The organism is Siccirubricoccus sp. G192 (assembly GCF_019084075.1).
In the GTDB taxonomy this organism is placed as follows: Bacteria; Pseudomonadota; Alphaproteobacteria; order Acetobacterales; family Acetobacteraceae; genus G192.
The window spans coordinates 344,467-360,125 of the sequence record NZ_JAHREN010000001.1 but is presented as its reverse complement, the minus strand read 5'-3'; the positions used below and the strand labels follow the sequence as shown (position 1 = coordinate 360,125).

Annotated in this window: 15 protein-coding genes and 2 pseudogenes; 11 read left to right on the top strand and 6 right to left on the bottom strand. The window is 71.4% G+C overall.

What is annotated here, in order from left to right:
- Positions 1-49: 49 nt before the first annotated feature.
- Both KSF81_RS01665 and rsmI read right to left on the bottom strand, forming a co-directional pair.
- A complete protein-coding gene (locus KSF81_RS01665; RefSeq protein ID WP_217377454.1) occupies positions 50-559 on the bottom strand; it encodes a hypothetical protein in 510 nt (169 codons plus the stop codon).
- Positions 556-1,408: pseudogene (rsmI, locus tag KSF81_RS01660) on the bottom strand (16S rRNA (cytidine(1402)-2'-O)-methyltransferase). Before rsmI ends, KSF81_RS01665 begins: the two are co-directional and overlap by 4 nt.
- A 62-nt stretch (positions 1,409-1,470) precedes the next feature.
- Between rsmI and KSF81_RS01655 the strand changes: the two are divergent.
- The 4 genes from KSF81_RS01655 (at position 1,471) to KSF81_RS01640 (ending at position 4,470) form a co-directional block, all read left to right on the top strand.
- Positions 1,471-2,442, top strand: coding sequence for a penicillin-binding protein activator (locus KSF81_RS01655; protein WP_217377453.1), 972 nt, complete (start codon positions 1,471-1,473; stop codon positions 2,440-2,442).
- Positions 2,443-2,467: 25 nt separating this feature from the next.
- Positions 2,468-2,644 carry a hypothetical protein gene (locus tag KSF81_RS01650; protein WP_217377452.1) on the top strand — a complete coding sequence of 59 codons (177 nt, stop codon included), beginning with the start codon at positions 2,468-2,470 and terminating at the stop codon, positions 2,642-2,644.
- A 543-nt stretch (positions 2,645-3,187) separates the two neighbouring features.
- Positions 3,188-4,165, top strand: a complete 978-nt coding sequence (locus KSF81_RS01645) for an ATP-binding protein (protein WP_254453311.1) — start codon at positions 3,188-3,190, stop codon at positions 4,163-4,165.
- Positions 4,166-4,257: 92 nt separating this feature from the next.
- On the top strand, positions 4,258-4,470 hold the full coding sequence (locus tag KSF81_RS01640) for a hypothetical protein (protein WP_217377451.1): 213 nt from the start codon (positions 4,258-4,260) through the stop codon (positions 4,468-4,470).
- 13 nt (positions 4,471-4,483) lie between these two features.
- Here KSF81_RS01640 and KSF81_RS01635 read toward each other — a convergent pair whose 3' ends face one another.
- Positions 4,484-4,798, bottom strand: coding sequence for a WYL domain-containing protein (locus KSF81_RS01635; protein WP_217377450.1), 315 nt, complete (start codon positions 4,796-4,798; stop codon positions 4,484-4,486).
- A gap of 188 nt (positions 4,799-4,986) precedes the next feature.
- On the opposite strand from KSF81_RS01635, the pseudogene KSF81_RS01630 reads away from it, so the two are divergent.
- From KSF81_RS01630 to KSF81_RS01605, 6 genes and pseudogenes are all read left to right on the top strand, one after another.
- A pseudogene (locus tag KSF81_RS01630) lies at positions 4,987-5,552 on the top strand (nucleotide exchange factor GrpE).
- A 174-nt stretch (positions 5,553-5,726) separates the two neighbouring features.
- Entirely contained in the window at positions 5,727-7,661 is a 1,935-nt protein-coding gene (gene dnaK, locus KSF81_RS01625) for a molecular chaperone DnaK (RefSeq protein WP_217377449.1), read from the top strand.
- A 125-nt stretch (positions 7,662-7,786) separates the two neighbouring features.
- Positions 7,787-9,094 carry a molecular chaperone DnaJ gene (gene dnaJ, locus KSF81_RS01620; protein WP_217377448.1) on the top strand — a complete coding sequence of 436 codons (1,308 nt, stop codon included), beginning with the start codon at positions 7,787-7,789 and terminating at the stop codon, positions 9,092-9,094.
- A gap of 119 nt (positions 9,095-9,213) precedes the next feature.
- Positions 9,214-9,996 (top strand): 4-hydroxy-tetrahydrodipicolinate reductase, encoded by a 783-nt coding sequence (dapB, locus tag KSF81_RS01615; RefSeq protein ID WP_217377447.1) that lies wholly within the window; start codon positions 9,214-9,216, stop codon positions 9,994-9,996.
- Between the two features lie 162 nt (positions 9,997-10,158).
- Positions 10,159-11,346: a methionine adenosyltransferase gene (metK, locus tag KSF81_RS01610; RefSeq protein WP_217377446.1), complete on the top strand. Its 1,188-nt coding sequence runs from the start codon at positions 10,159-10,161 to the stop codon at positions 11,344-11,346.
- A 67-nt stretch (positions 11,347-11,413) separates the two neighbouring features.
- Complete coding sequence (locus tag KSF81_RS01605) at positions 11,414-12,139, top strand: tRNA (guanosine(46)-N(7))-methyltransferase TrmB (protein WP_217377445.1); 726 nt, start codon at positions 11,414-11,416, stop codon at positions 12,137-12,139.
- Positions 12,140-12,181: 42 nt separating this feature from the next.
- Here the strand turns inward: KSF81_RS01605 and KSF81_RS01600 are convergent, their stop codons facing one another.
- The 3 genes from KSF81_RS01600 to htpX form a co-directional block, all read right to left on the bottom strand.
- Positions 12,182-13,246 (bottom strand): ketopantoate reductase family protein, encoded by a 1,065-nt coding sequence (locus tag KSF81_RS01600; protein WP_217377444.1) that lies wholly within the window; start codon positions 13,244-13,246, stop codon positions 12,182-12,184.
- Between the two features lie 382 nt (positions 13,247-13,628).
- Complete coding sequence (locus KSF81_RS01595; protein WP_217377443.1) at positions 13,629-14,015, bottom strand: cytochrome c family protein; 387 nt, start codon at positions 14,013-14,015, stop codon at positions 13,629-13,631.
- A gap of 181 nt (positions 14,016-14,196) precedes the next feature.
- Complete coding sequence (gene htpX / locus KSF81_RS01590) at positions 14,197-15,135, bottom strand: zinc metalloprotease HtpX (protein WP_217377442.1); 939 nt, start codon at positions 15,133-15,135, stop codon at positions 14,197-14,199.
- Between the two features lie 204 nt (positions 15,136-15,339).
- On the opposite strand from htpX, the gene KSF81_RS01585 reads away from it, so the two are divergent.
- Positions 15,340-15,555 (top strand): DUF1674 domain-containing protein, encoded by a 216-nt coding sequence (locus KSF81_RS01585; RefSeq protein WP_309139439.1) that lies wholly within the window; start codon positions 15,340-15,342, stop codon positions 15,553-15,555.
- Positions 15,556-15,659: the final 104 nt, after the last annotated feature.

The window sequence follows — 15,659 nt, the reverse complement described above, 5'->3', positions numbered from 1 at the left end:
CGGCGGCCGGATTGCCCCGCAGTCCGTAGCGGTGTTTCCTCATGCTAATCTAATTAGGACCGGCTGCGGCGCAAAGAGAACTCGACACTCGGCTCCACCGATCCAGTTCAGGCTTTAAGCGGTTTCGAAGCGGCTTGGGCCGAACGTCCTTAAGCCGCTGAAAAGGGCCAAGCGGCCAGTAAACATCTAAGACCAGCCCGCCTGCCACGTTGCCCGCCCCTAAACAAACCGCCCCGGATCCGTAATCCACTCCCCCCCGATCCCACGCCAGGAACGCCCGCACCAGCCGCGCCACGCACCACACCCACACCAGCACCAGCAACGGCACCCCCAGCGCCCCCGCCAGCAGCGGCGCCAGGCCGCCCAGGAGGCCGAACCAGAAGGTCCGCACCGCATAGGCATGGTGGCTGGACCACAGCGTCCCCCGCGCCGGCCCCCAGGCATGCGCAATCACCCCCGCCGCGAACCAGGGCAGCACCAGCGCCAGCCCCGCCGCAAACAGCAGGTTCATCCAGAGCACCCGCTGGCGTGCATGCGCCTCCCGCGCCGCTTCGCTCATCCGCGGCCGAGTTCCAGCGCCCGGGCATAGACCTGCCGGCGCGGCAGCCCCGTTGCCGCCGCCACCGCCGCCGCGGCATCGCGCAAGCTCATGCCGGCTTCCATGGCATCGCGCAGCCGCGCCTCCAGCTCCGCCTCGCCGGTCGCCTCCGCCGGCGCGGGGCCGACCACCAGCACCACCTCGCCGCGCGGCGCCTGTTCGGCATAGGCCGCCGCCAGTTCCGCCAGGCTGCCGCGCCGCACCTCCTCGAAGCGCTTGGTCAACTCCCGCGCGAGCGCCGCCGGGCGCTCCCCGCCCAGCCCCTCGGCCAGCGCCGCCAGCGCCTCGCCCGCCCGGTGCGGCGCCTCGTAGAAGACCAGCGTGGCGGCCAGCCCGGCGCGCTCGATCGCCCGGATGCGCGTCACCTCCGCTGCCCGCGCCGCCGCCCTGGCCGGCAGGAAGCCCAGGAACAAGGAAGGGATGCGGCGGCAGGCCGGAGAGCGTCAGCGCCATGATGGCCGCATTCGGCCCGGGCACCGCGCCCACCGGCAGCCCCGCCGCGATCGCCGCCCGCACCAGCCGGTAGCCTGGGTCGGAAACCAGCGGCGTCCCGGCATCCGAGACCAGCGCCAGCCGCTGCCCGGCCCTGAGCCGGTCGAGCACCCGCGGGGTCTGGCCATCCTCGTTGTGCTCGTGCAGAGGGATCAGCGTCACCGAAACGCCATGTCGTGCCAGCATGGCGCCGGTTACCCTGCTATCCTCGCAGAGCACGGCGTCCGCGCCGCGCAGCGTGTCGAGGGCGCGGGGCGACAGGTCGCCGAGATTGCCGATCGGCGTCGCCACCAGGGTCAGGCCAGGGGAGATGCCAATTGGTGCCGCCGCTTCGGGCGCAGATGCTTCGGGAGGTTCGCTTGCCAGGTCCGTCTTGCTCCATGCCGCAGTCGTCGCACAACGCCACCGGCGGGCTCCGGCGGCGGGCGGCGGCCCTGCTGCTGCTGCTCTTGCCCTTCGCGGCCTGCGCCCCGCAAGCCCCGCCGGTCATCGCCGCCCCCTCGCCCTATTACACCCAGCCCCTGGCGCCGGCCCTGCCGGAGGTGCGGCGGGAGCGCGTGGGGCTGCTGCTGCCGCTCAGCGGGTCGAACCGGCCGCTCGGCCAGGCGATGCTGAACGCCGCCCAGCTCGCGCTCTTCGACCAAGCGGACCCGCAGGTGGAATTCCTGCCGCGCGATACCGGCGGCACCGCCTCCGGCGCTGCCGAGGCCGCCCGCGGCGCCCTGGCCGAGGGCGCCCGCGCCCTGGCCGGCCCGCTGACCCTGTCCGAGACCGCCGCCGCCGCCGCCCCGGCGCGGGCAGCCCGCGCGCCCCTGCTTGCCTTCACCAGCGATTCCGCCCAGGCGGGGGCCGGAGTCTGGGTGCTCGGCATGACCCCGGCGGAACAGGTGGAGCGCGTCGCCGGGGCCGCCGCTTCGGCGGGGGCACGGCAATTCGGGCTGCTGGCGCCGGCCGATGAATTCGGCCGCCGCCTCGCCGCCGCCCTGCAGCGCTGGGCGCCGGCGCATGGCCTGGCGCCGCCCGTGGTGGTGCTGCATCCGCCGCGCGGCGACGTGGCGCTGGCGGCGCGCAACCTCGCCGCCCAGGCCGGGCCGGAGGGGCTGGATGCGGTGGTGCTGGGCGAGGCCGGCGCCGGCGCCCGCGCCGCCGCCGCGGCGCTGGCCGAGGCGCTGCCCCGGCGGCCGCATCCTCGGCCTCGCGCTCTGGGCGCAGGATGCCTCCCTGGCGCAGGAGCCGGCCCTGGCCGATGCCTGGTTCCCGGCGCCCGACCCCTCGGCGCGGGCGAGCTTCGAATCCCGCTACGCCTCCGCCTTCGGCGAGCGGCCGCCGCGGCTGGCCGGCATCGCCTATGATGCAGCGGCGCTGGCCAGCCGCGCGGTGCGCGACCCGGGCGGCCAGCCGCCGGTGGGCGAGCCGATGATGGGCGCCGACGGGCCGATCCGCCTGCTGCCGGAAGGGCTGGCGCAGCGCGGCCTGGCGATCTTCGCGCTCGATCCCTCGGGCGAGCCGCGGCTGGTGCAGCCGGCGCCGGTGCCGGGCGCGCCGGGCACCTAGAGCATGATGTGTTCACCTTCGTTCACGCATCATGCTCCAGGCCTTTGTTTGGTCGCGTGATTCACGCATTTCGGTGCGGGCACCTCAAGCGATCACGCTCTAAGGCGGCGCCCGCCGCGCCGATGGGTCGGCCGTCCTTCCCCCGGGTGCTCGGCGCCGCCGGGCTGATCGGCGGCGTGCCGGCGCTGGTGCTGCTGGCGCTGATGCTCGGCGGGCAGCTTGCTGCGGCGCCCGGCCTGGTGGCGCTGCTGACCTGCCTGCTGGCGGCGCTGATGCTGGCCCGGATCTGGATCGGCAACCTGGCGCGGCTGGTGGAATCGCTGCGCCGCGCCGCCGCCGGGGAGGGCAGGCTGGTGCCGCCCGAGACCACCCCCCTGCTGCCGGCTGTGGCGGAGATCGCCGAGGGCGTGGCGCGCCTGGCCCGCGCCCTGGCCGAGCGGGGCGCGTTGGTGGACCGCCTGCGCCGCGCCGATGCGGCGATCGTCGAGGCCCTGCCGGACCCGCTGCTGGTGCTCTCGCCGGAACGGGCGCCGCTGCGCGCCAATGCCGCGGCCCGTGCGCTTTTCGGCGCCGGAGGCTCGCGCGCGGGGGGGCGGCGATGTGGCGGCGCTGCTGCGGCATCCGACCCTGGCCAATGCGGTGGACCGGGCGCTCGCGGAGCAACGGCCGCAGATCGCCGATCTGGCGCTGCCGGTCTCGGCGGCGCAGGAGATCGCCTTGCGGGTCATCCCGATGGAGCCGCCGCTGGCCGATGGCGGGCGGCTCGTCATCCTGCTCTCCGACCGCACCCGGGAACGGGCGGTGGAGCGGATGCGGGCGGATTTCGTCGCCAATGCCAGCCACGAACTGCGCACGCCCCTGGCCAGCCTGATCGGCTTCATCGAGACCCTGCGCGGCCCGGCCGAGGACGATCCCGCCGCGCGCAGCCGCTTCCTGGCGATCATGGCCGAGCAGTCCGAGCGGATGCGGCGGCTGATCGACGACCTGCTCGGCCTCTCCCGCATCGAGCTGAACGAGCATCAGCCGCCGACCGGCGCGGCGCGGCTGGCGGAGATCGCCGGGGCCGAGGCGGCGGCGCTGGAGCCGCTGCTCCGCCGCCGCCGCGTGACCCTGGCGCAGTCGCTCGACGAAGCGGCGGTGGCGGCGCCGGCGGATGCCGAGCAACTCGCCCAGGTGGTGCGGAACCTGCTGGAGAACGCGGTGCGGCATGGGCGGGAGGGCGGCACGGTGCAGCTTTCGGTGGCCCGCGTGGAGGGTGGAGGGCGGTTGCCCGCGCGCCCCGGCGTGCTGGTGGCCGTCAGCGATGACGGGCCGGGCATCCCGCGCGAGCATATCCCGCGCCTGACCGAGCGCTTCTACCGGGTGGACCGCGGCCGGTCCCGCAGCGCCGGCGGCACCGGCCTCGGGCTCGCCATCGTCAAGCACATCGTGAACCGCCATCGCGGGCTGCTGCTGATCGAGAGCGAGGAGGGCAGCGGCGCCAGCTTCCGGGTCTGGCTGCCGGCGGCGACGGAGGGCTGACGCGGAGCGTGGGCAGGGCGCCGCCAAGCGATTGCGTGCTTGACCGGTATCACGGAATGTTTATTGTATATGTCGGAAATGTGAGGTCGGTCATGGCCTGCCAACTCGCCCTTCCCGGCATCCTGCTTCGCCTGTCACAGGCCCCTGCCGCGCGCCGCGGCACCGGGCGCCTGGCCTGGCGGGCCACGGCCAAGGCCCTTTTGCGCGGCCTGCGGACCCCGACCCCGGGCGAGCGCTATCAACCGGAACTGCACTACATGCGGGGCGGCCGGACCCACGGCTGCCGCTCGCTCGCGCGCGGCTGACCGCTGCGGGGCCCTATAGGGCCGCGATCGCCTCCGTGATCCCCGCCGTCCAGCGGCCCGAGGCCGGCTGCGGCCGGGGGGCGAAGCTGGCCTGCAGGGTTTCCGCCGCCGCCACCCGGCCGAGGTCGAAGAGCCGCCAGCCCTCGGGCTCGGCCGAGCGGCCGATCCCGGCGGTCTGCCAGGCGAGCAGCGAGAGCTTGCCCTTGCCGGTGCGGCCCAGCGCATGCGGATGCACCACCCGCCAGGCGCCGTCATAGAGCAGTTGCACGGCGCGGCGGCGATGCAGGGCCTCGGCCAGCAAAGGGGTGAAATCGGGCGTCGCGGGCATGGCCCTGATATGGGCAGGGAAGCTCCTGAATTCGAGGCGGAAGGCGGGCCGCGATGGTGCCTCGCCACGCCCTTGCCCACTTGCCACGAACTGGAGAAGCACCGCCCACCGGTTGCCCTGGCGCCCGGTAGAGACTACCTGACGGCCGAAGCGCCCGGTCACGGGCGGCCCCAACAGAATATGGCACCATGAGCGATCCAGCCGAGATGCCGCCGGGCTTTGTGCCGGCGGAACAGCCGACCTCGACATCCGAAGCCATCCCGACGGAAGCCGAGCGCATCGCCGCCCTGGAGGCCGAGGTGGCGCAGTTGCGCGACCGCTGGCTCCGGGCCGAGGCCGAGACCCAGAACCTCCGCGCCCGCACCGACAAGCTGGTGGCGGATGCCCGCAACTACGCCATCCAGAAATTCGCCGGCGACGTGGTGGAGGCGGCCGACAACCTCCGCCGCGGCCTCGATGCCCTGCCGCCACCCGCCGGGGGCGAGCCGGAATTGATGGCGAAGCTGCGCGAGGGCTTCGAGGGGGTGGAGCGCAGCTTCCTTTCGCTGCTGGAACGCAACGGCATCGTCCGCCGCGAGGCGAAGGGGCAGCCCTTCGACCCCGAATCCACCAGGCGATGAGCCAGCAGCCGGCGCCGCAGGGCATCGCGCCCGGCACTGTCCTGGAGGCCTGGACCCCAGCCTGGACCCTGAACGGGCGGCTGCTGAAGCCGGCCATGGTGGTCGTGGCCGGTGACGCGGGGCGGCAGGGCTAGATTCTCGGCCGGGGCGGTCCGGGGGCCTTGTCCCCCTCGCCCGGGCTGAATACATGCCGGGATGGCGGCCCGTCCACGATCCTGCGGGTCTGCCATCCCATCCGATCAACTGGGGACGGGCGCGGTGCCTGACTGAGAAGGGCCGCCCCCGCCCGCCGCAAAGGAGCACTACGGATGAGCAAGGTTATCGGTATCGACCTCGGCACGACCAATTCCTGCGTTGCCCTGATGGAAGGCAAGGAAGTCAAGGTCATCGAGAATGCCGAGGGGGCCCGCACCACCCCTTCCATGGTCGCCTTCGCCAAGAACGGCGAGCGCCTGGTCGGCCAGGCCGCCAAGCGCCAGGCGGTGACCAACCCCAACAATACCCTCTATGCCGTGAAGCGCCTGATCGGCCGTCGGTTCGAAGACCCGATGGTGAAGAAGGACATGGGCCTCGTCCCCTACCACATCGTGCGCGCCGACAACGGCGATGCCTGGGTGGAGGTCGATGGCCAGAAATACGCGCCGCAGCAGATCAGCGCCAATATCCTCACCAAGATGAAGGAAACCGCCGAGGCCTATCTCGGCGAGAAGGTGACGCAGGCGGTCATCACCGTCCCCGCCTATTTCAACGACGCCCAGCGCCAGGCGACCAAGGAAGCCGGCTCGATCGCGGGTCTTGAGGTGCTTCGCATCATCAATGAGCCGACCGCGGCCGCCCTCGCCTATGGCATGGACAAGAAGCATGTCGGCACCATCGCCGTGTATGACCTCGGCGGCGGCACCTTCGACATCTCGATCCTGGAGATCGGCGACGGCGTCTTCGAGGTGAAGTCCACCAATGGCGACACCTTCCTCGGCGGCGAGGATTTCGACCAGCGCGTCATCGACTACCTGGCGGACGAGTTCAAGCGCGAGCAGGGCATCGACCTGCGCGGCGACAAGCTGGCGCTGCAGCGGCTGAAGGAAGCCGCCGAGAAGGCCAAGATCGAGCTCTCCTCCGCCAAGGAGACCGAGATCAACCTGCCCTTCATCACCGCCGATGCCTCCGGGCCGAAGCACCTGGTCATGAAGCTGACGCGCTCCAAGCTGGAGGCGCTGGTGGATGACCTGATCCAGCGTACCCTCGAGCCCTGCAAGCAGGCTCTGAAGGATGCCGGGATGCAGGCCGGCGAGGTGGACGAGGTAATCCTGGTCGGCGGCATGACCCGCATGCCCAAGGTGATCGAGGCGGTGAAGGGCTTCTTCGGCAAGGACCCCGCCCGCAACGTCAACCCGGACGAGGTGGTCGCGATCGGCGCCGCCATCCAGGGCGGCGTGCTGAAGGGCGAGGTGAAGGATGTCCTGCTGCTGGACGTCACGCCGCTGAGCCTTGGCATCGAGACGCTGGGCGGTGTCTTCACCCGGCTGATCGACCGCAACACCACGATCCCGACCAAGAAGAGCCAGGTCTTCTCCACCGCCGACGACAACCAGACCGCGGTCACCATCAAGGTGTTCCAGGGCGAGCGCGAGATGGCGGCGGACAACAAGCTGCTGGGGAATTTCGACCTCCAGGGCATCCCGCCGGCGCCGCGCGGCGTGCCGCAGGTGGAAGTCACCTTCGACATCGACGCCAATGGCATCGTCTCGGTACAGGCCAAGGACAAGGCCACCGGCAAGGAGCAGCAGATCAAGATTCAGGCGCGCTCCGGCCTGTCGGAGAGCGACATCGAGCGGATGGTGAAGGAGGCCGAGGCGAATGCCGAGACCGACCGGCAGCGCCGCGAGGCGGTGGAGGCGCGCAACCAGCTGGAGGCGCTGATCCACAGCACCGACAAGACGCTGAAGGAGAATGCCGAGAAGATCCCGGCCACCGAGCGGGCCGAGGTCGAGACCGCGCTCGCCGCCGCCCGCACCGCCATGGAAGGCCAGGACGCCGCCGCGCTCCGCGAGGCCGGGGAGCGGCTGTCCCAGTCGGCCATGAAGATGGGCGAGGCGCTCTACAAGGCGCAGGCGGCGGAAGCGCAGCCCGCGGGCGAGCAGGCCGGCGGCGGCGGTGGCGGTGGCCAGCCCGGCGGCGGCTCCGACAAGGTCGTGGATGCCGATTTCGAGGAAGTGGACCCGAACAAGAAGAAATCGGGTTGACCTTTCGGAACCGTCGCGTAACCGCGTGACCGGCGGCGCCCGGTTCCTTTCGGGGACCGGGCGTTCGCGTATCCGCGGCGCGGCTTGACAGCGCATCGCTCCCCAGGGGGGATACGGGCTCGGCCATGGCCAAGCGTGATTTCTACGAGATCCTCGGTGTCCAGAAGGACGCCTCCGAGGACGATCTGAAGAAGGCCTATCGCCGCCAGGCGATGCGGAACCATCCTGACCGGAACCACGGCGACAAGGACGCCGAGGGCCGCTTCAAGGAGGTGAACGAGGCCTATGACATCCTGAAGGATGCCGAGAAGCGCGCCGCCTATGACCGCTTCGGCCATGCCGCCTTCGAGCAGGGCGGCGGCGGAGCCGGCGGCTTCCAGGGCGGCAATCCCTTCGGCGGCGGCTTCGAGGACATCTTCGAGGAGATGTTCGGCCGCTTCGGCGCCAGTGGCGGCCGACGGCAGCGCCAGGCCTCCGGCCGCGGCGCCGATCTCCGCACCCATGTGGAGATCGGGCTGGAGGAAGCCTTCGCCGGGACCAAGAAGACCGTCCGCGTGCCCTCCTCGGTCTCCTGCGAGGCCTGCAACGGGACCGGCGCGGAAAGCGGCTCGGCCGCCGCCACCACCTGCGCCACCTGCCAGGGCGCGGGCAAGGTGCGGGCGCAGCAGGGCTTCTTCCTGATCGAGCGGACCTGCCCGACCTGCGGCGGCTCCGGCCGCACCATCAAGAATCCCTGCAAGGTCTGCCAGGGCGCCGGCCGCGTGCAGCGCGACCGCACGCTCAATGTCAGCATCCCGGCGGGGGTGGAGGATGGCACCCGCATCCGCCTGACCGGGGAGGGCGAGGCTGGGCTGCGCGGCGCCCCCGCGGGCGACCTCTATGTGGATGTGGGCATCAGGCCGCATCCGCTGTTCCAGCGGGACGGCGCCAATATCTTCGTTCGCGTGCCGCTGCGGATGACCCAGGCGGCGCTGGGCGGCCAGGTGGAGGTGCCGACGGTGGATGGCGGGCGGGCGCGGGTGACGATCCCGGCCGGCACCCAGACCGGCGACCAGTTCCGTATGCGCGCCAAGGGCTTCTCGGTGCTGCGCAGCGCCACGCGCGGCGACATGTATGTGCAGGTGGCGGTGGAGACCCCGCAGAACCTGAGCAAGCGGCAGCGCGACCTGCTGGAGGAATTCGAGGCCGAGGCGGTGAAGGATGGCCGCTCCAGCCCGGAAAGCGAAGGGTTCTTCACCAAGGTGAAGGAATCTGGGACGGGCTCAGCCGCTGACCCCGGCCCGATTGCGGCCTGCTGGCGATCGCCGGGGAACCGCCCCCGTGCCGCCACGTTCTGTGGAGGACCGTCGCTTCCCCCCAGCGGCGGCCCAGGCAGGCGGCGGCGCGGAAGCGGTCCCACCCGCGCCGCCGCCCGCCCCCCAACACAGGCATGACCATGGGCGGACGCCCGGCAACTTCCGGCGCCGCCCTTTTTCCTGTCCTGACGCCACCGCTTGACCCCCGGCCGCGCCGAAGGAGTCTCCGGCCAGGGCGAGATCGGGGAAGCGTGGACATGTCCATCCGGATCGGCATCGCCGGCATCACCGGCCGCATGGGCCGGTTGCTGGCGGAGGAGGCGGTGGCGGCCGGCGCCACCCTGGCCGGCGGCCTCGGCCGTCCCGGCGCTGCCCCGCCGGGCGATACCCCGGCGCCGCTGCTGCCGGATGCCGCCGCGCTCTTCGCCGCCAGCGATGTGGTGATCGACTTCACCCATGCCGCCACCGCCGCCGCGCATGCCGCCGCCGCGGCCGCCGCGGGCAAGCCCCTGGTGCTCGGCACGTCGGGGCTTTCGGCGGCGGATGAGGCGGCGGTGGCCCGGGCGGCGGCGCAGGTGCCCATCGTTTATGCCGCCAATTTCGCGCCGGGCGTGAACCTGGTCCTGGCCATCGCCGAGCGCATGGCCGCCGCCCTGCCGGCCGAAGCCTACGATGCCGAGATCCTGGAGATGCACCACCGGCAGAAGGTGGATGCCCCCTCCGGCACCGCGCTGGCGCTCGGCCGGGCGGTGGCGCGCGGCCGGGGCACCACCCTGGAGGCGGCCGGGACGGAAAGCGGCCGGGACGGGCATTGCGGCGCCCGGCGGACCGGCAGCATCGGCTTCGCGGCGCTGCGCGGCGGCCAGGTGGTGGGCGAGCACACGCTGCTCTTTGCCGCCGCCTCCGAGCAGATTGCGATCACCCATCGCAGCTTCGACCGCCGGGTCTATGCGACGGGCGCGGTGCGGGCCGCGCTGTGGCTGCGGGGGCGGGCGCCGGGGCTCTATGACATGAAGCATGTGCTGGGGATGGAAGAATAGGCCGGTCCGCGTCTGCGCTTGACCCCCCGGCCCCTCCCTGCGAAAGAACGGCGCCCGGCCGGGTGCCCGCGAGAAGGCGCCCGACCCTGCCGGCGCGGCCCATGACACCAGAGCTTCCGGGGCGCTGCCGGCCCCCAGCGCGACAAGAGGACGAATATCGCCATGCGCGACAAGGGTGAGTACCTTTTCACCTCGGAGAGCGTTTCCGAAGGCCATCCGGACAAGGTGGCGGACCGGATCTCGGACACGGTGCTGGACGCCTTCCTCGGCGCCGACCCCTATTCGCGCGTGGCCTGCGAGACGCTGGTCACCACCAACCGCGTCGTCCTGGCCGGGGAGACCCGCGGCCCGGACAGCGTGACGCCGGAATTGCTGGCGCATCTGGCGCGCATGGCGATCCATGACATCGGCTATGACCAGGAAGGCTTCTCCTGGAAGAATGCCAAGGTGGAATGCCACCTGCATGCCCAGTCCGCGCATATCGCGATGGGCGTGGACGCCGCCGGCAACAAGGACGAGGGCGCCGGCGACCAGGGCATCATGTTCGGCTATGCCTGCCGCGAGACGCCGGAGCTGATGCCGGCGCCGCTCTACTACGCCCACCTGATCCTGCGCCGGATCAGCGAGATGCGCCGCAACGGCGACAAGGGCGTGGCCGGCCTGCTGCCGGACGCCAAGTCGCAGGTGACGCTCCGCTATGTGGACGGCAAGCCGGTTGGCGCCACCAGCGTGGTGGTCTCGACCCAGCATGCCGAGCATCTGGACCAGGCCGAGATCAAGCGCATGCTGCGGCCGATCGTGGAGACCTCGCTGCCCAAGGGCTGGATGTGCGGGGAGGACGAGTTCTACGTGAACCCGACGGGCAAGTTCGTCATCGGTGGGCCGGATGGCGATTGCGGCCTGACCGGGCGCAAGATCATCGTGGACACCTATGGCGGCGCGGCCCCGCATGGCGGCGGCGCCTTCTCGGGCAAGGACCCGACCAAGGTGGACCGCTCGGCCGCTTATGCCTGCCGGTACCTGGCGAAGAATGTGGTGGCCGCGGGCCTGGCGGACCGCTGCACCATCCAGGTGAGCTATGCCATCGGCGTCTCCAAACCGCTTTCGGTCTATTTCGACCTGCATGGCACCGGCCGCGACGTGGATGAGACGAAGCTGGCCCGGGTGGTGAACGAGATGGTCAACCTCTCGCCCCGCGGCATCCGCGAGCATCTGCACCTCAACCGGCCGATCTATGCCGTGACCTCCGCCTATGGGCATTTCGGCCGCACCCCGGACGAGGAGAAGGGCACCTTCACCTGGGAGCGCACCGACCTGGCGGATGACCTGAAGCGCGCCTTCGGCCGCTGACCGCAACACCCGTGCCTGTGCGGGGGGCGGCGCCGGTGCGCCGCCCCTTTGCGTTTCTGGAGCCCGCATGAGCCAGCCCGACCCGACCCTACCCCGGAACACGCCCGAAGGTGTCCCGGACCGGCTCTATGGCCGCCGGCGCAGCCATCCGCTGCGGCCGCGGCAACAGCTTCTGCTGGACGTCGCCCTGCCGCGGCTGCGGCTCGGCCCGGCAGAGGCGGCCGAGCCGCGCGCGGCCTTCGCTGCCCCGGTCGAGGCGCTGTGGCTGGAGGTGGGGTCCGGTGGCGGCGAACATGCGGCGGCCCAGGCGGCGGCGCATCCCGGCGCCGGGCTGATCGCCTGCGAGGTCTTCGAGAACGGCCTCTGCTCCCTGCTGGCCCGGCTGCTGCCGGAGGGCGGTGAGGCCAGCACGACCCTGCCGGGAAACCTCCGGATCTGGGACCAGGATGCCCGCCGGCTGCTGGCGCTGCTGCCGGAGGGCTGCCTCGACCGGCTGTTCCTGCTGTTTCCGGACCCCTGGCCCAAGGCGCGCCATGCCAAAAGGCGCTTCGTGCATCCGGCGATGCTGCCGGTGGTGGCGCGGGTGCTCCGGCCCGGCGGCGAATGGCGCATCGCCACCGACGACCCGACCTATCAGGCCTGGGTCGCCGAGGTATTCGCGCAGTCCGACCTGTTCGAGGTGCCACCGCCGGCGGAGTCCCGCCCGGAGGGCTGGCCGCCCACCCGCTACGAGGCCAAGGCGCTGCGCGAGGGCCGGCGGCCGCTCTACTGGCGGATGATACGGCGGGGATAAGGCATTTCGCGGACGGACGTTCACGCCCGTCCGCGAACTGCTCTAATTCAGCCTGAGTTCCAGGATATGCCGCGGGTCCGGCTGCAACTCGCCCCGCTCCACCTGCTTGACGATGGCGGTGAGCGCCGCATTCGCCGGGGTGTCGATGCCGATCTCCTGGGCGCGGTCCACGATGAAGCCGTTCAGGAATTCGATCTCGGTGCGGCGGCCCTTCACCATGTCCTGGCCCATGGAGGGGCGGTGCGCGCCGCCGCCGGGCTTGCGCGCCTCGGCCAGGCGGTGCTCGTCGTAGATCTGCCGGGCTTCCGCATCGCCCTCGCCGGCGCGGGCGATGATCTCCGGGGCGATGTGGTGGATCTCCTCCAACTCATAGCCTAGCGCCTGGCCGACGCGGATCGCCTCGCTGCCGAGCCGCGCCGTGAATTGCCGCAGGGTGTCGTTGGTGAGGATTTCCTTGCTCACCAGCCCGGTGCAGGCCGACATGCCATTGGCCATGGCATTGGTCACCAGCTTCGACCAGCGCTCGCCCCAGAGATTGGCGGTGACCAGGCAACTGTCGGACAACGCGCAGAGCCTTCCGACCTCCTTCGCGCGGTCGGTGATGCGGCCATGCACCTCGCCGACGCGGAATACGGTATGCGCGGCGCCACCCTTGCCGGAGGCGCGGCGGACATGGCCGGGCTCGCCCAGTTCCACGGTGATCGAGCTGGCGATGGCGCCGAGCGTGCGGCCCCAGCCCACCACCTCGGCGATGGTCGCCTCGTTCATGCAATTCTGCAGCGAGACGCAGAAGCCGCCGGGCGCGAGATACTGCCGCACCATCATGGTGGCCCAGGCGGTGTCGTAGGATTTCACGCAGATGAAGGCGATGTCGATCGGCGCCTCCTTGCTCAGCCCCTGCAATTCCGTGAGGTGCAGCGCCCGCACCGGCACGGTGAATTCCGGCACGTCCTTCAGATGCGTGATGCGCAGGCCGCGGCTCCGCATCGCCTCGACATGCTCGGGCCACATGTCGACGAAAGTGACGTCCTCGCCGGCCTGCACCATATGCGCGCCGGCATAGCAGCCGACCGCGCCTGCACCGATGATCGCGATGCGGAACCCCATGCGCCGTTTCCTTCCCCTAGAGCAAACTCCGTCCGGGTGGAATCACCCGGGCGGAGTATTTGCTCGCAAAAAACAAAGGCCAGAGTGGTTTCCGTGAGCCAATGCGAACGGAAAACGCTCTGATGCGATGCGACAGGGCATCGGCCTCGGGGAAGTGTGCCCGGCCGGGCCGGGCGGGGCAAACGCGCGCCGGCCTCAAGGCCTTGAGGCCGGCAAGACCTTGATCTCCCTTGCCCCGGCCGCGGAACGGCCGGGACCTGATGGTGCGAGTCCAACGGAAAGGACCGTTGGACTCGCATCACCAGCCTTGGTTTGGTAGGCCGATTCACCTGACGCCTGGGGACCAAGCGTCAGGATCGGACCATCAGGGCCGGACTCCGGCTCAGCTGTTCTGCTTGAGATAGGCGATCAGGTCGTTCAACTGCTGCTCGTTCCGCAGCCCCGGATAGGACATGGACCCCGCCGGCACGATCGCCTTCGGGTTGGTGATATAGGCGCGCAGCGTGGCCTCGTCCCAGGTGAGGCCGCCCGCGGCCTTCTCCTGCATGCTGGCGGAGTAGCGGAACCCGGCAATCGACCCCGCCTTGCGCCCGACCACGCCATGCAGGTTGGGACCGACCCCGGCGCGCCCGCCCTCGTTGATCGTGTGGCAGGCGCGGCACTGGTTGAACACGCGCTGCCCGGCGGCGGCATCCTGCGCCGCGGCCGGCAGCGCAGTGCCGAGCAGGAGGGCGGAGGCGATGGAGAGGGGGACGGCTGCACGGAACATCTGGATGCTGTCTCCGATCGGGGCTGGTTGCTGTGTCACCGGGCCTGCCCGAAATCATTGCCCGATGTGCCATGGCCGGGTGTCGCGGTTCGCCCGCGAGGGCACCGCAACGCGCGGGCCTGCGGACGAACGGGGACACGATCCGGGATTGGCCGCGTCCGGCCGATCCGTCAACCCTTGGCTACCCCCAGGGGTTCCGCCGCCCGCCGCCCCAGGGGGAGCCCGGCGGCGGGGTCGGCCGCGGCGCGCCCCAGCCGCCGCTGCCCTGCTGCGGCCGCGCCATGGCCAGCAATCGCGCCACCCGCTCCTCGGTCGGCGGATGGGTGGTGAAGAGACTATCCAGTCTGATGCCCGAAAGCGGGTTGACGATGAACATATGCGCGCTCGCCGGATGGGCCTCGGCGGTCTGGTTCACGATTCCTTGCTTGTAGTGTTCCAGCTTCTGCAGCCCGGAGGCGAGCCAGCGCGGGTCGCCGCAGATCTCCGCTCCCAGCCGGTCCGCCTCGTATTCGCGGGAGCGGCTGATCGCCATCTGCACCAGCATCGCGGCGATGGGGCCCACGATCATCAGCAGCAGCGCGCCGAGCGGGCCGAAGGGGCTGCGGTTCCCCTCGCGGTCGCGGCCGCCGAAGAGGAAGCCGAATTGCGCCAGCATGCCGATGGCGCCCGCGAGGGTGGCGGTGATGGTCATGAGCAGCGTGTCGCGATGCTTGATATGCGCCAGTTCATGCGCCACCACCCCCGCCACTTCCTCCTCGGTCATCAGGTCGAGCAGGCCGGTATTCACCGCCACCGCGGCATTCTCCGGGTTGCGGCCGGTGGCGAAGGCATTGGGCTGTGCCTCATGGATCACGTAGAGCGCCGGCATCGGCAGCCCGGCCCGTGCCACCAGGCCCTGCACCAATTGGAACAGCCGCGGCGCGCTCTCGGGCGCGATGGGCTCGGCATTGTGCATGCCGAGCACCACCCGGTCGCTGTTCCACCAGGCCCAGAGATTGGTGCCGCAGGCGAAGAGGAAGGCGATGACCATCCCCTGCTGCCCGCCCAGCGCATAGCCGATGCCGATGAACAGCGCGGTGAGCCCCGCCAGCAGGATCGCGGTCCGCAGGTATCCGGCCATCTCGCAGTGATCCCCTCTTTCGGCGCACCCGTGCTGTCCCCGCTGCGTTGAGGGGGCGCGATTCCGGTGCGAGACCCCAGATGATGACCATGACCCAAGCCAGACAAGGGGCGACCCCGCCCGCTCCCGATCCCACGACGATCACCAGGATGACAATGTCCGACCCGCTGCCGCCACCCGATCCGCCCGCCCCGATTCCCCCCGGTGCGGCCGCCGCCGCCCGGCCCCGACCTGCCGGAGCCGCCGATCACCGACCCGACCGAGCCGGACCAGCCGCTCCCCGGCGACCCCACCCGGCCGCCTGCCGGCGACCCGCCGACCAATCCGCCGATGCGGATGCGGGAGATCGGCGGCCCGACCGGGCCGGAACCGACCCGCTATGGCGACTGGGAAAGGAAGGGCCGGGTCAGCGATTTCTGAACCCGGCGGCGCCGGGCCGCACCCGATTCGCGGCGGGGCCAGACCGCGAACGGAGTTGTGGTGGAGCACCGGTCATGCCCACAAGCCCTTGTGGCGGCCGGATG